We start from the raw sequence: 14,823 nt of genomic DNA on the forward strand, positions 1-14,823 counted from the left end.
CTGTGGGGGCTACTGGAAGTCCCACAGGAGCGGGTGCAGGCCGGACGGGTCGGTGGACTTCCGGACCTTGAGCTTGGGGTTGTAGGCGTAGATGGTGCCCGTGGAGACCATCGGAACGAACCAGGCCTGGTCGACGACGTAGCGGTTGATGGCCTGCTGATCCTTGGCCGACTGCTGCGGGTCGTCGGTCAGGATCTTGTCCCAGAGCTTGGCCACCGTCGGGTCGGTCTGGTGACTGACGTTCCAGATGCCGTCGGGCAGGATGTAGTCGGCGATGTCCAGCCGCGACTCGCCGTAGTTCCCGAGCACCCACATGGGGATGGGGTACTTGCCGCTGAGCAGTTCACTGATGGCGTTCGGGCCGGACAGGGTGACCTGCTTGACCTTGATGTTCAGCAGGCCCAGCTGCTGCTTGACGACCGGCATCAGCGCGTCCAGGTTCTGCCCCTGCATGTACGGGATCTCGATGCTGAAACCGTTCGCGTAGCCCGCCTTCTTCATCAGAGCCTTCGCGGCCTCGACGTCGTAGGGGTAGGGGTCCTTGAGGTCCTTGATGTACGCCGCGGATCCAGGGCGGAAGATCTGCGGGGTTGGCTCCGCCAGTCCTCGGAAGAGGTTCTTCGCTATGGCGTCCTTGTCGAACACCATGTTCATCGCACGGCGCACGTCCACGTTGCCCAGGGCGGGGATCTTCTTGCCGAGGTGGTCTGTCAGCAGCAGCCGGGCCACCTCGCTCGGCTGCATCTGGATCTTGAGTCCGGATGACTTGGCCTGGTTGTACGTCGCCTGTGTGATCAGGGAGCCGTCGATCTGCCCGGTCTTGAGCGCGTTGATCGTCGCTGTTTCGCTGGTGATGACCTTCAGCACGAGCTTCTTGTACGGGAACGACTTGGCGTCCCAGTACGCGTCGTTCTTGACGAAGGTGTAGACCGAGCCACCGGTCGTCGCCGATGCGTCGAGGGTGTACGGGCCCGAGCCGACCGGAGCCTTGTTCCGGTTGCCCGAGGCCAGGTACTTCGGACTGGCCAGCCTGAGCTCGCACAGGCGCGCGGTGAGCAGCGGGTTCGGCTTCGTGGAGATCACGGCGGTCAGGTCGTCCGGCGTGGAGACCTGCATGCCGGCGAAGCGGGCGGTGCTGGCGCCATGTGTCGCCGCGTACTTGACCGCCTCCTTCACGGCCGCCGAGTTCACCGGCGTCCCGTCCGAGAACTTCATGCCCGGGCGCAGGTGAATCGTCACGCCGGTGTTGTCCGACTTGAAGGTCCAGGTCTTCGCGGCAGCGGGATGGGGCTTGCCCAGGGCGTCACACCGGAAGGGGGATTCATACACTGCCGCGGCGCCCCAGCCCTGGTAGCTGGGCTGGTTCACGGGGTCCCAGCCCTGGATGTCCTGGGTCATGCCGAGCGTGAGCGTATCCTTGCCGCCGGCGTTCCCCGAGGTGGAACTCGCGTCGGTACAGCCGCTCAGGGCGACGAGTGCGGCCAGGGTCGTGGTCATCGTGACTGCCGTGGCGGCAGGTCGGGTGGTGCGCCGCATTATGGACTCCTTCGGACGCGAATGAAGTTGCGGCCTGGTTACATGCCGGCCGACGCAGATCTATCCAGCGCCCGATGAGAGATGGCGCGAACTGGACGATGTGATATGTGCAATGTTCTACGCGGCAAGCTACGGAGGCACCGGGAACCAGTCAAGGGATCGCACCAACCCCAAGCGGTAACGGTTCCGTAACACGCCCGTAGTGTGATCTTCAGGTGGCTACGTCGAACCGGCTGCCACCAGGCATATCTTGGTCCATCCAACTCTGTGTCGCCGGGAGAACGGCGATGGCGGCCGATGTGCCGTGGTCGCGGGGATCGGCCGCGACCACCAGGAAGGTGCAATGTTCCACAACCCGCCGGGCAGCTGTGCAAAGGGAGAGTGGCACGCCAGGTCTACGAAGAGTGCGCCGCACCCGTCGTGAGGCCGACGGCCGGGGCGGCGCTTGTGCCGCGAGGGACGAGCCTGGGAGCCAGGACGTAGTGGGTCGGCTGCGTGCGGCCGTTCAGCCGCTCAAGGAGGATGCGCGCGCTCATCTGGCCGGTGAGGTGACCCGACTGGTCGACCGTCGTGAGGGAGACCCGTCCGATCGACGAGGCGTTGACGTTGTCGTAGCCGGTCACGGTGAGGTCTTCCGGCACGCGCAGGCCCCGCTCCTCTGCCGCTCGCAGGACGCCGAGCGCCGCGATGTCGGCACCTGCGAAGATCGCCGTCGGCGGGGTCGGCCTGGACAGCGCCTCGACGGCCGCCCGGTATCCGCCCTCCTCCGTGTACGCCGTCTCGATGACGTCCGGCTCGAGGCCATGGCGCTGCATGGCCCGGATGTACCCGTCGCACCGTGCGGTGTGTGCGAGGACGTGCGGGCGCTCCAGGCCCCCGGCCGGGTGGCTGGTGTGCAGGATGCGCCGATGGCCGAGGCTCGCCAGGTGGTCGACCATCAGGCGGGCGCCGCCCTGGTCGTCGTCGACAACGGTGTCGAAGGACGTGGCGCCGCCATGGCGCGCGACGACCACAGTGGGCAGGCTGGCCCCGAGTTGTTCGAGCCAGGCGGTGTCCATCTGGGGCGCGATGATGATGAGGCCGTCGACCTGGCGGTCGACGAGGGCCTCGATGCTGCGCTGCTGACGCTCGGCCGAGAGGCCGCCGGTGACGAGTATTTCCTGGTAGGGGGTAGGTTCCAGCTCGTCCGTGACCCCTTCGACGATCTCCGGCTGGAAGGGGTGCGACAGAGCCACGAGCATGACGCCGACGGTGTAGGAGCGGCCCCGCATGGCGCGCGCGCCGGCCTGCGGCCGGTAGCCCAGCTTCTCGATCGCCGCGGTGACCTTGGCCTGCATCTCCGCGCTGACGCCATAGGCGTCGCGCAGCACCTTGGACACGGCCGACACCGAGACCTGCGCCTCTTTGGCGACATCCTGAATCGTCACCCGTCGGCCTTTGGAAGGCTGCGTGGTGGCGCCGGGACTCGCCAGATGAGGCTTACTCCTGCCGAGTGGCGCGGTCATGCCACCCTCCAGGTCGACGTCGGCGCCGCTGCTGTCCATTCGCGCCATGCTACAAGCGCCGCCTCCGGCTGGCTCCCCATCGATCGGTACCTCCCGTTCCCTTGACACGAATTCAGGCAGCTCCTTACGCTCCCCGGTGTAGAACATTACACAAACCGGTCCGCCAGGTGGCTTCCTCCCTGTATATGCGGGCGTTCCTGAGCGGAGCTGCGGATGCCCGTCTCGGGCCCGGTCGCCAATGCTCGCGAAGTCTGGAGACTTGCATGGTCGTGGCTGCAGCCCCCTGCGCCCCTAGGTTCGAGCACCTCACCGATCCCTCGCCCGTCCGCGGTGTGGGCACGGGCTCTCCCCGGCTGTCGTGGTCGGTTCCCCAAGCGGAGGCGGACTACCACCAGACCGCGTACGAGATCGAGATCCTTCGGGACGGCGCTGCCGAGAGGTTCCGGGTCGACAGCGCCGAGCAGGTGCTGGTCCCCTGGCCTGCGCGGCCCCTGGCTTCCCGGGAGTACGCCGCGGTGCGGGTCCGCGTCGCCTGCCGGGACTGGTGGAGCGAGTGGAGCGAACGAGCCGTCGTGGAGGCCGGACTCCTCGACGCGGCTGATTGGACGGCTGACTTCATCAGTCCGGTCGGTATCGCCGGCATGCGTATGCCCGCTCCGGTGCTCAGCGGAGCGCTCGAGGTACCGGGAGAAGTACGCACGGCCCGTCTCTACGCGACCGCGCACGGTGTGTACGTTCCCTTGCTCAACGGCCGCCGCGTGGGCGACCTCGTGCTTGCCCCGGGCTGGACTTCCTACGAGCACCGGCTGCGCTACCAGACGTACGACGTGACGGAAATGGTCCGCAGCGGGGAGAACGAGCTGGAGGTCCTGCTCGGCAACGGCTGGTACCGGGGCCGACTGGGCTTCAACGGCGAGCGTGCCCTGTACGGCGACCGGCTGGCACTGCTGGCCCAGCTGGAGGTCACCACCACCGACGGACGGGTGCATGTGCTTGCCACGGACGGCACGTGGACGGCGCGGGAGAGCGAGGTTCTCGCCGACGACCTCTACGACGGCCAGCGCACCGACCTGCGCAGACGCGGCCGTGGCTGGCGCCCGGCCGCCGGGGCGGTCGAGGTGGTCGCTGGCGACCTCACACGCCTCGTCGCCCCGGAAGGACCTCCTGTCCGGGTCAGCTGCGTCCTGTCGGCCGAGAAGGTGTGGACGTCCCCGTCGGGCCGGACACTGGTGGACTTCGGCCAGAACGCCGTGGGATGGGTGCGGCTACGGGTGCGCGGCTTGGCGCCCGGCAGCGAGGTCGTCGTCCGCCATGCGGAGGTCCTGGAGGACAGCGAGCTGGGCACCCGTCCGCTGCGCAGCGCCGAAGCCACCGACACCTACCTCGTCGCGGGTGCCGGCGAGGAGGTCCTCGAACCGTCCCTCACCTTCCACGGGTTTCGCTACGCGGAGATCTCGGGCGTTGCCGGTCTGCGCGCCGAAGACGTCGAGACCGTGGTGATCGGGTCGGACCTGCGCCGCACCGGCTGGTTCACCTCCTCCCACGCGCTGCTCAACCGTTTTCACGAGAACGTGGTGTGGGGCATGCGCGGCAACTTCGTCGACGTACCCACGGACTGTCCGCAGCGTGACGAACGCCTCGGCTGGACCGGGGACATCCAGGTGTTCGCCCCGACGGCGACGTTCATGTTCGACAGCGCAGGCTTCCTCGGGTCGTGGCTGGCGGACCTGGCGGCCGAGCAGCAACCCGACGGGTCGGTGCCCTACGTCGTGCCGGACGTGCTGCGCGACCCCGCGCCGACCGCGGCTGCCTGGGGCGACGCCGCGACGATCGTGCCCTGGACGCTGTATCAGCGCACAGGTGACCGCCAAGTCCTGGAACGGCAGTGGCCGAGCATGCGCGCCTGGGTCGACCGGCTCGCGGACCTCGCCGGCCCGGACCGGCTGTGGTCGGGCGGATTCCAGTTCGGTGACTGGCTCGACCCCACGGCCCCACCAGAGGATCCCTTCCGCGCCAAGGCCGACCCCGACGTGGTCGCCACCGCGCACTTCGCACGCTCCGCGCAGATCGTGGCCGAAGCCGCGCGAGTGCTGGGACACGAGAGGGAGGCCGAGCGGTACGGCGCCCTGGCAGCCGAGGTCCGTGCGGCCTTCGCCCACGCCTACGTCACACCGGCCGGCCGGGTCCTCTCCGACGCCCAGACCGTCTACGCCCTGGCCATCGAGTGGGCGCTGCTGCCAAGCGACGAGCAGCGCGAGCGGGCCGGCCGGCGCCTGGCGGACCTCGTACGCGCGAGCGGCTTCCGCATCAGCACCGGGTTCGTCGGTACGCCCCTGGTGACCGACGCACTGACCTCAACCGGACACGCCCAGGTCGCCTACCGGCTGCTGCTGCAGACCGGCTGCCCGTCCTGGCTGTACCCGGTCACCATGGGGGCGACCACCATCTGGGAGCGCTGGGACAGCATGCTCCCCGACGGGAGCATCAACCCCGGTGACATGACGTCGTTCAACCACTACGCGCTCGGCGCCGTGGCGGACTGGCTGCACCGCACCGTCGCCGGCCTCGCACCCGCCGTTCCCGGCTACCGCGAGATTCTCGTCCACCCACGACCGTCCGCCGACCTCACGTCCGCCTCGGCGCGCCACCTCACCCCCTACGGCGAGGCCGGTGTCGCCTGGGAGCGGGCCGGCGGGATGTTCCGCCTCGATGTCCGCGTGCCGGTGGGGGCCACCGCACAGGTGCACCTGCCCGGGACGGCCGAGCCGAAGGCCGTCGGCCACGGCAAGCACCAATGGGAGGTGCCCGATCCGCTGGCAGACGGTGCCACCCAGCACGCGACGGCCACCGTCCGGGATGTGCTCGACGACCCGGACACCTGGGCCGCGGTCGTCGCAGCCGCCGTCGAGACCGGTGTCGTTCCCGGGGGAGAGGCACAGGTCGCCGGTCGGCTCACCGCGTATCTCGACGCACCCGCCGCCGAACTGGTCCTCGCGTTGACACCGCAGGAGGCGCTGGCGGGCCTGGCCTCCCTGGAGCAACGGCTGGAGGCGATCCTCGGTCTGCGCCCTGCCTGACGGCGCTCCTGCGCGAGCCGTCCCCGAAACACTCCACGACCAGGAAAGAAGCCGGTCATGAAGCACGGCACCCAGCAGGGCACCAGTTCGCACACGCCCGGCAGGTGCGCCGCGACATCCCGGCCGGACTCCCGGCAGCTTCCGGGCACTCCCATGCAAGGAACGAACGTTGAGCAAGCCCACTGACAGCCACCGTGACCCCAGCCTCACCGCCGCCACGCGCGCCGAGCTGCTGCTGCGGGAGATGACCCTTGAGGAAAAGTGCCACCAGCTCGTCTCCGTCATGCCCTGGACCCTGGTCCGCGCCGACGGGTCGGACTCCGGTGAGATTGACGAATGGCTCGGGCACCCGCCGGGCCATGTGGCCGGGCTGATCGTGGATACCCCGGCCAAGCTGGCGCAGTTGGTCGGAAGCATCCAACGCCAGGCAGTCGAGCGGACCCGGCTCGGCATTCCCGTGCTGTTCCACCAGGAGGCGCTCAGCGGCTTCCTGGCCGGCGGCCACATGGCCTTCCCCACCGGTACCGGGCTCGCGGCCACCTGGAGTCCTGACCTCGTCCAGGACATGACCGAGCTGATCCGCGCCCAGATGATCCGCACGGGTGTCCGCCACGCGCTGTCGCCCGTCATGGACGTCGCGCTCGACCCCAGGTGGGGCCGGGTGCACGAGACCTACGGCGAGGACCCTTACCTGTCCGCAGCACTGAGCGTCGCGTTCACCCGCGGCCTGCAGGGCGACGACCTTGCCCGGGGTGTCATCGCGACCGGCAAGCACTTCCTCGGGTATGCCTTGCCGATCGCCGGTTCCAACACGTCGGCGTACGAGGGAGGTGCGCGCTGGACCCGGGACCTGTTCGCCTACCCGTTCGAGGCGGCGATCCAGCTCGCCGGCCTGCGCTCGGTGATGAACTCGTACGCCGACGTGGACGGCATCCCCGTGGGCGTCTCCCGTGAAGTGCTCACCGACCTGCTGCGCGGGGTCCTCGGGTTCGACGGGTTCATCTCGTCGGACTACACGACCCTGGAACAGGTGGTCGACCGTCAGCGCGTTGCGGCCGACGCGGGGGAGGCGGCGTGCCTCGCGATCTCCGCCGGCCTCGATGTGGAGATGCCCAAGCCGTACGCCTACGGCCAGGTGCTCGCGCAACAGGTCGAGCAGGGCAAGGCGGACGTCCGCGACGTCGACACGAGCGTCCTGCGCGTTCTGAAGGCCAAGTTCGAGCTGGGGCTCTTCGAGAATCCCTATCCGGCCGAGCACATCGACGTGGCCGCGGTCGCGGCCGAGGGCACGGAGCTCTCGCATGAGCTGGCCCGGCGCTCCGTGGTGCTCGCCAAGAACGACGGCATCCTCCCCCTGGTCCCCGGGACGCTGAACGTCGCCGTGATCGGGCCGCACGCCAATGCGGCCAAACTCCAGTTCCCCACCTACACCTACGCCTCATGGCGGGAAGCGACGGACGCCGTCACACGCGGCGAACTCGGCAACATGCTCGGCGCGGAAGACGTCACGACCTCCTGGTACAAGGCGATGTTCGAGCCCGTCGACCCGGAGGCGTTCGTCCACGAACGGTTCGGGGCCCGCTCGATCGCGGAGGAGATCTCCGACTTCGCCCAGCAGGTACGCAGCGAACAGGGATCCACGCTGACCCGCCCGCTGGAGCAGGAAGCCATCGACCGGGCCGTCGACATCGCACGGGAAGCCGACGTGGTGGTGCTCGCCCTCGGCGGCGGAAGCCTGTGGTTCACCGGGGAACGCACCGAGGGCGAGGCCAGCGACACCGCCGACATCTCCCTGCCGGCCGCGCAGACGCGTATCGCCGAGGCCGTGGCCGCCACCGGCAAGCCCTTGGTCGTCGTACTCGTGCAGGGACGCGCGTACGCGCTGCCCGAGGTGGTGCAGAACGCCTCGGCGATCGTGATGGCGCCCTACGGCGGACCGTTCGGTGCCAAGGCCATCGCGGAGGTCCTCTTCGGCGTCACCAACCCCAGCGGCAAGCTGCCCTACAGCGTCCCGCGCCACTCCGGGCAGGTCCCGGTCTACCACCACCAGAAGGCCGGCTCCGGTTACCGCAACCCACTGCCCCCGAACGTCGCCCAGCACTATCTCGACCTGGAAGCCACGCCGCTTCTCCCGTTCGCGCACGGTCTGAGTTACACCGACTTCGACCTCGGCGACTTGTCCCACGACACCGGGATCGACACCGACGGGACCGCACGGATCGCCGTCACCGTCACCAACACCGGCCCGGTGACGGGCGCGACGGTCGTCCAGCTCTACGTGCGGGTCAACACCAAGGGCCTCACCCGGCCCGCGCAGCAGCTGGCCGGCTTCAGCCGCATCGAACTGCCCCGAGGCGAATCCCGCCGGGTCACCTTCCGCCTCGCCGCAGCCCAGCTCGGCTACACCAACCTCGCCCGTGACTTCGCTGTCGAGCCCGCGCGCGTCGACTTCTTCCTCGGCTTCGACTCCGACGACCGGCGGGTCGAAGGGGCCTTCGACCTGGCGGGCAAGCCCCGTGTCCTCGCGAGCGCCGACCGCGCCTTCCTGTCCGACGTGGAGATCGAGAATGTCTGAGCTGCCCAACCCACTGATCCCCGGCTTCAACCCCGACCCGAGCTGCATCCTCGTCAACGGGACGTACTACCTGGTCACGTCCACGTTCGAGTACCTGCCGGCCCTCCCCGTCTACCGGAGCACGGACTTCGTCACCTGGGAGCACATCGGCAACGTCGCGACCAGGGAGGAACAGGTCGGCCTGGCCCAGGCCACCTCGGCCGCCGGCGTATGGGCCCCGACCATCCGTCACCACGACGGACTGTTCCACGTCATCGTCTCGGTGACCGACAGCCCTCGGGGCTGCGTCGTGTTCACCGCCGACGACCCGGCCGGGCCCTGGAGCGACGGCATCACCATCGCCGGCATCACCGGAATCGACCCCGACCTCGCCTGGGACGAGTCCGGCGCGGCCTACGTCACCTACAGCGCCCTGGAGCTGGACGGGGTCCAGCCCGTCGGCTTCCACGGCATCCAGCAGGCACGGATCGACCTTGAGGCGGGCAAGATCCTGGAAGAGCCGCGGCCGATGTGGTCCGGCATCGGGCTCGTCGCGCCCGAGGCCCCTCACCTGTACCGGCGCGACGGATACTGGTACATGCTCATCGCGGAAGGCGGCACCAGCCAGGGACACGCCGTGAGCATCGCGCGGAGCCGCTCCATCGAAGGACCGTACGAGGGCGCGCCCAACAATCCCGTGCTGCGCGAGGCGGGCTGGAACCACCCGGTCGAATGCACAGGCCACGCCGACCTCGTCCAAGGCCCGGACGGCAACGACGTCCTGGTCCTACTGGGCACACGCCGCGCCGGCCACGGCTCGCCACTGGGCCGGGAAACCTATGTCACCGCCGTGGAGTGGCACGACGGCTGGCCGCAGCCCGCGCACGTTGACCTCAACCCGCGTCCGGAACCGGTCGAGGAGTACTTCGACTTCGCCGACGGCTCCGCCCTGTCCGACCCCGGCTGGCTCGCCGTCGGCCGGCCGCCCACCGAGCTCGCCTCTGTCAGCAAGCAGCCCGGCCGGCTCACGATCCGCGCCGCCGACGGCGGTCTCGACGTCTTCCGCCCTGCCTTCGTCGGCCGCCGCCAACGTCATCTGGACAGCCTCTTCGAGACCAGGATCGATCCGGCGAACGGCCGCGGCGGCCTCGGACTGCGCTTCGCCGAGGACTTCACTCTCTGCCTCGTCGCGGAGCGGGCCGCCTCGGGAGCCGGCACGAGGATCACGGCGCGGGCGAGCATCCCGACCCTCAGCCAGTCCTGGAGCACCGAGGTCGCAGGCGACCAGGTCACGCTTCGCCTGGTCACGCAGGTACCTCCGCGAGGACGGGCCCCATGGTTTCCCCCCGGCGACCGCATCCGGCTGATCGTCGTGGACGACACCGGCGCCGAGACCCAACTGGCCGAAGTGGACGGGCGGTTCTGGTCGGTCGAGACCTCCGCGACGTTCACCGGCCGTGTCACCGGCATGTTCGCCGAGGAAGGCACCGTCCACTTCGCCGACTTCCGCTACCGCGGCGAGGGCGGCTCATGACCACCGTATCCACGGGCACACCCAAGGGAACCGCCATGTACGACTCCTTCCGGCCCGGCCAGACGTGGCTGGACACGAACGGGCACCGCATCCACGCGCACGGCGGGTCCGTGCTGTTCGAGGACGGCGTCTACTACTGGTACGGCGAGAACAAGGAGCACTCGAAGCCGGGGAGCGGCATCTGGACCTGGGGCATCCGCTGCTACTCGTCGACCGACCTCTACAACTGGCAGGACCGCGGGTTGATCATCCCGCCGGTCCTCGACGACCGCACGTCGCCCCTGCACCCGTCCCAGATGATTGACCGCCCGCACATCATCCGTAACCCGCGCACGGGAACGTACGTCTGCTGGCTCAAGATCATGGGTGCCGACGGCGATCAGCTCTGCACGGTTCTGACGGCGGACTCGCTCCTCGGTCCTTACGAGATCGTCCGTACGGGGCTCAGCCCGCTCGGCATGTCCGCAGGCGATTTCGACGTGGTCGTCGATCCGGCCGACGGCAAGGCGTACTACTACTTCGAGCGGGTGCACAGCGAGCTGATCTGTGCCGAACTCAACGATGACTACACGGATTTGACGGGGGTGCACTCGATTCACTTCCCCCGCCCGCACCCCCCGCTGGTACGTGAAGCGCCCGCCTACTTCCGGCGCGGGGACAAGCACTACCTGATCACTTCGGGTACGACGTGGTACTTTCCGAACCCATCGGAAGCGGCCGTGGCCGAGACGTACCACGGCCCGTTCACCGTGCTCGGCGACCCGCACCCCACGGACCCGAGCGGCACCTCGTTCCGGTCTCAGATCAGCTCCGTCTTCCAGCACCCGGACCACGACGACCTCTACATCGCGATCGCGGACCGGTGGCTGCCCCACCTGTCGGAGGAGGAGTCGAACTGGGGCGAAGCCTTCCGACGCCACTACTCGGCGAAGGCGGAGGGGCGCGAGGCTCCTTCCCTCGTACTGCCCGAGGCCGATACATCGGTCGCGGACCACGTGTGGCTACCCATCCGGTTCGACGGTGAGATGCCAGTGATCGAATGGCACGACGAGTGGCGTGTCGAGGACGCCAAGTGACGGTCGGCTGGATGGACTTGGCCACTGGGGACTTGCTCGAAGTCACGGGCGGTTGACGATGCCGGCATCCGCCTACCGGGACCTGCTGCGCACGCCGTCGGTGCCCTGGCTGCTCGCGACCTCGGTCATCGGCCGCCTCAACCAGGGCATGACCGGCCTGGCTCTGTTGATGCTCACGACCGAGCACGCTACCTACGCCGTGGCCGGCGTGGTGTCGACGGCCGGTGTGGTGGGAGGCTTCATCTCAGGGCCGGTCCTCAGCCGGTGGGCCGATGCCCATGGCCGCCGCCGAGTGCTCACTGTCACCGCGGTTTTCAACGCGTTCACCATGGGCGCGCTGGTCCTGGCACCGCCGCAACCGGCCCTGCTGACTGGTCTCTCGTTCCTGTGCGGGCTGTGCACACCTCCGATGACGGCGTCGGTGAGAGCGGCGCTGCCCGTACTCGTCGGCGAGGACCGGCGCCGCACCGTCTTCGCCCTCGAGTCGACGTTGCAGGAACTGACCTTCGTACTCGGCCCGCCCGCCACCGCGATGCTCGCGGTGCTCGGCGGGCCCCGACTCGCAGTAGGGGCCTGTGGTGCGCTCGTGTTCCTCGGAACCCTGGGATACGTGCAGGACCGCAACGCCGACGCCGGCCGCAATACTGCAACCCACACCAGGCCCCGCCGCACCGTCCTGCGCGCTCCCGGCATCCTCCGCGTCCTGGTGTCCGGAGCCCTGCTCTACGGGGCGCTCGGCTGCCAGGCCATCGGCGCGGTCGCTCTGGCGAGCGGCTCGCAGGTGTCCACGGACGCCGGGTTCGTCCTGGCGGCCGGGAGTCTCGGTTCGCTCCTCGGGGGCCTGATCTATGGGTCGCTGACACGCCATCGGGCGGGCCTTCGGCACCTGATGGTGTTCGTGGCCGCGGGTCTGGCCACGTTGCTGTTCGCACCCGATGAGCGCGTGCTGACGGTGCTGGTGTTCTGCTGGGGATTCACGCTGGCCCCGGCGATGTCCCGGCTGTTCGAACGACTGTCGTCACTGGCACCATCCGAGTCCGCGACCGAGGCGTTCGGCTGGATGAACAGTTCGGTTGCCGCCGGTAACGCTCTTGGCACCGCACTCAGCGGCATTCTGGTCACTGAGTACGGTGCCCGGGCGCCGTTGGTGGTGGCATGTGCCGCGGCCCTTCTCGCAGCCCTGCTCTGCGAGCCGTGGCCCGTGCTCAGCCGCCGATCACGTCGATCCACGGAGCCGGAAGCGGTCGACCACGCCGACACCAGAAACTCCGCTTGAGTCGCTCCTCCCGTTCACCTCCACTCCCGATCCTCCTGGAGTCCCTCATGCCATATGGCCCTTCCTCCGTCCTCGGCGAGGTTTTGCGCGATCAGCGGGCCGCCGCACTGGTCCGCAGGTACATGCCCGGACTGGACGACGACCCCGTGCGCGTGCAGTTCTGGCACGGCACCCTCCACCAGGTCACGACCTTCATGACGGGGATCCGGAGTGACCCCGCAGCACGGAAAGCGCTCTTCGCCGAACTGGCCACTCTCGAGGAGGCAACGCTCGCCCCGTTGCCCGTCACAGACGTGGAGGTCGTTCCGGCTGCGAATTACGAGGCGGATGATGTCCCGGTCGGCAGCGCGCGCTCAGTGGCCGAGGAAACCGCCACCCGGTGGTCGGCCTATGAGCTGGAGCTTCACGGCCCGGGCCACGGCAACCCCTTCACGGACGTTGCAGTGCGGGCCGAATTCACCTGTGGCGAGCGCACGTTGACCGCGCACGGCTTCTACGACGGCGAGGGCGTCTATCGCATCCGGCTCCTGCCGGACGAGGAAGGCGTCTGGACATTCCGTACGTTCAGCAACGCCCGCTCGCTGGACTCGATCACCGGCACCTTCCACTGCGGGCCCGCCGGCCCCGGCGACCACGGCCCGGTCCGCGTCCACGAAGGTGCCCACTTCCGCCACGCTGACGGCACCCGGTTCCTGCCACTGGGAACCACCGCGTACGCCTGGACACATCAGGGTGACGAGGTGGAGGAACAGACCCTCCGCTCCCTCGCGGGCAGCCCCTTCAACAAGATCCGCATGTGCGTCTTCCCCAAGTCCTACATCCACAACTTGGACGAACCGCCGCTCTACCCCTTCGAGGGTTCACCCGAGAAGGGCTGGGACTTCCAACGACCCAACCCCGCCTACTTCCGGCATCTGGAGCGGCGGATCACCGAGCTCGGCGCGCTCGGCATCCAGGCCGACCTCATTCTCTTCCACCCCTACGATCGCTGGGGCTTCTCCGCGATGAGTCCGGCCGCCGACGACCGCTATCTGCGGTACGTCGTCTCCCGCCTCGCCGCCCATGCCAACGTGTGGTGGTCGCTGGCCAACGAATACGACCTTCTCTGGTCGAAGAACACCGACGACTGGCACCGCTTCGCCTCGGTCATCCGAGCCCGTGATCCGCACGGCCACCTGATGAGCGTGCACAACTGGGTGGAGCTGTGGGACAACAATGCGGATTGGGTCACCCACGCCAGCATCCAGCGCTTGCCGGACGGGGTCCGCGAGTGGCGCGAGCTCTGGGGCAAGCCCGTGACCGTCGACGAGCTCGGTTATGAGGGCGACATCGAGTGGGGCTGGGGCAGCAACAGCCCGCAGGAGCTTGTCCGCCGCTGCTGGGAGGGGGTCGTGCGGGGCGGATACGTCACCCACGGCGAGTGCTTCCTCGCCGAGGACGACGTCCTGTGGTGGTCGAAGGGGGGAACTCTCAAGGGTGAGAGCGTGCCCCGACTGGAGTTCCTGCGGACGATTCTCGAACAGACTCCTTCTGATGCCGCAGGTATCGACCCGCTGCCGTTGTCCGACTTCGATCTTCCCATCGGTGGTGTCGAGGGGAGCTACTTTCTCGCCTACTTCGGCGTGATGCAGCCCCGGCGCCGCACCTTCACACTGCCGGACGGTGTGCGTGTGCGGGCCGACATCATCGACACTTGGAACATGGCCGTCACGGAGCTTCCGGATGTCTACGAGGGGACGTTCACGGTGCCCCTGCCAGGCCGCTCCTACCTCGCACTGCGACTGCGCGCTTGGGAGGAGTGACAGGGCGCTGACGAGTTGAGCGACTCGCGCTCGCCGACCTCTACGTCCACCCCGGCGAGCGCGGTGGTGGACGTGTACTTCGGTCGAACTTCCAGGTGATGGACGTGAAGTCGGCGGCCTTGACGACGCGCACCGGGATCTCGAGCCGCCTGCCGTGCCTCGTCGCGGTACAAGGTCATCGTGGTCTCGGCCGCCGTGAGCCCGCCCGGACAGGACACCTACGGTACCGCTCATCGCGTGGGTGGGGCGGTCCAGGCGCCGAGGACGGCAGCTGCCGTGACGCCGATGACGATCATGGACTTGCGCTGCATACCGTGCCTCCTGAAGCCGCGGCTGTGATCCCGTCCTCACTCTCGCCGCCCGCGTCACCCCGCACCTCGGCCGAACGGCCACTGCCCGGGCCCCTTCCACCGCACAGGGGCAGCCGATCGACCGATCCACGGGGGACCGGCTCCTCCATACG

8 protein-coding genes are annotated in these 14,823 nt (G+C 68.8%); 6 read left to right on the plus strand and 2 right to left on the minus strand.

From position 1 onward, the window contains the following. Nucleotides 1-9: 9 nt before the first annotated feature. Both ABZ016_RS22115 and ABZ016_RS22120 read right to left on the minus strand, forming a co-directional pair. Nucleotides 10-1,536, minus strand: coding sequence for an ABC transporter substrate-binding protein (locus tag ABZ016_RS22115; RefSeq protein ID WP_356918355.1), 1,527 nt, complete (start codon nucleotides 1,534-1,536; stop codon nucleotides 10-12). A 395-nt stretch (nucleotides 1,537-1,931) separates the two neighbouring features. Next, the gene (locus ABZ016_RS22120; RefSeq protein ID WP_356918356.1) at nucleotides 1,932-2,963 is read right to left on the minus strand and encodes a LacI family DNA-binding transcriptional regulator; all 1,032 of its coding nucleotides are present in this window, start codon (nucleotides 2,961-2,963) and stop codon (nucleotides 1,932-1,934) included. A 341-nt stretch (nucleotides 2,964-3,304) separates the two neighbouring features. Between ABZ016_RS22120 and ABZ016_RS22125 the strand changes: the two genes are divergently transcribed. The 6 genes from ABZ016_RS22125 (at nucleotide 3,305) to ABZ016_RS22150 (ending at nucleotide 14,360) form a co-directional block, all read left to right on the plus strand. Continuing rightward, nucleotides 3,305-6,118, plus strand: coding sequence for a glycoside hydrolase family 78 protein (locus ABZ016_RS22125; protein ID WP_356918357.1), 2,814 nt, complete (start codon nucleotides 3,305-3,307; stop codon nucleotides 6,116-6,118). Nucleotides 6,119-6,287: 169 nt separating this feature from the next. Next, the gene (locus ABZ016_RS22130; RefSeq protein WP_356918359.1) at nucleotides 6,288-8,693 is read left to right on the plus strand and encodes a glycoside hydrolase family 3 N-terminal domain-containing protein; all 2,406 of its coding nucleotides are present in this window, start codon (nucleotides 6,288-6,290) and stop codon (nucleotides 8,691-8,693) included. Further along, entirely contained in the window at nucleotides 8,686-10,206 is a 1,521-nt protein-coding gene (locus tag ABZ016_RS22135) for a family 43 glycosylhydrolase (RefSeq protein ID WP_356918360.1), read from the plus strand. Before ABZ016_RS22130 ends, ABZ016_RS22135 begins: the two co-directional genes overlap by 8 nt. Continuing rightward, on the plus strand, nucleotides 10,203-11,282 hold the full coding sequence (locus ABZ016_RS22140; protein ID WP_356918361.1) for a family 43 glycosylhydrolase: 1,080 nt from the start codon (nucleotides 10,203-10,205) through the stop codon (nucleotides 11,280-11,282). The genes ABZ016_RS22135 and ABZ016_RS22140 overlap by 4 nt, the downstream gene beginning before the upstream one ends. A 58-nt stretch (nucleotides 11,283-11,340) precedes the next feature. Then, the gene (locus tag ABZ016_RS22145) at nucleotides 11,341-12,558 is read left to right on the plus strand and encodes an MFS transporter (RefSeq protein WP_356918362.1); all 1,218 of its coding nucleotides are present in this window, start codon (nucleotides 11,341-11,343) and stop codon (nucleotides 12,556-12,558) included. 47 nt (nucleotides 12,559-12,605) lie between these two features. Next, nucleotides 12,606-14,360, plus strand: coding sequence for a DUF5605 domain-containing protein (locus tag ABZ016_RS22150; RefSeq protein WP_356918363.1), 1,755 nt, complete (start codon nucleotides 12,606-12,608; stop codon nucleotides 14,358-14,360). Nucleotides 14,361-14,823: the final 463 nt, after the last annotated feature.

Origin of the sequence: Streptomyces sp. NPDC006372, from assembly GCF_040612515.1 — a bacterium.
Taxonomy (GTDB): Bacteria; Actinomycetota; Actinomycetes; order Streptomycetales; family Streptomycetaceae; genus Streptomyces.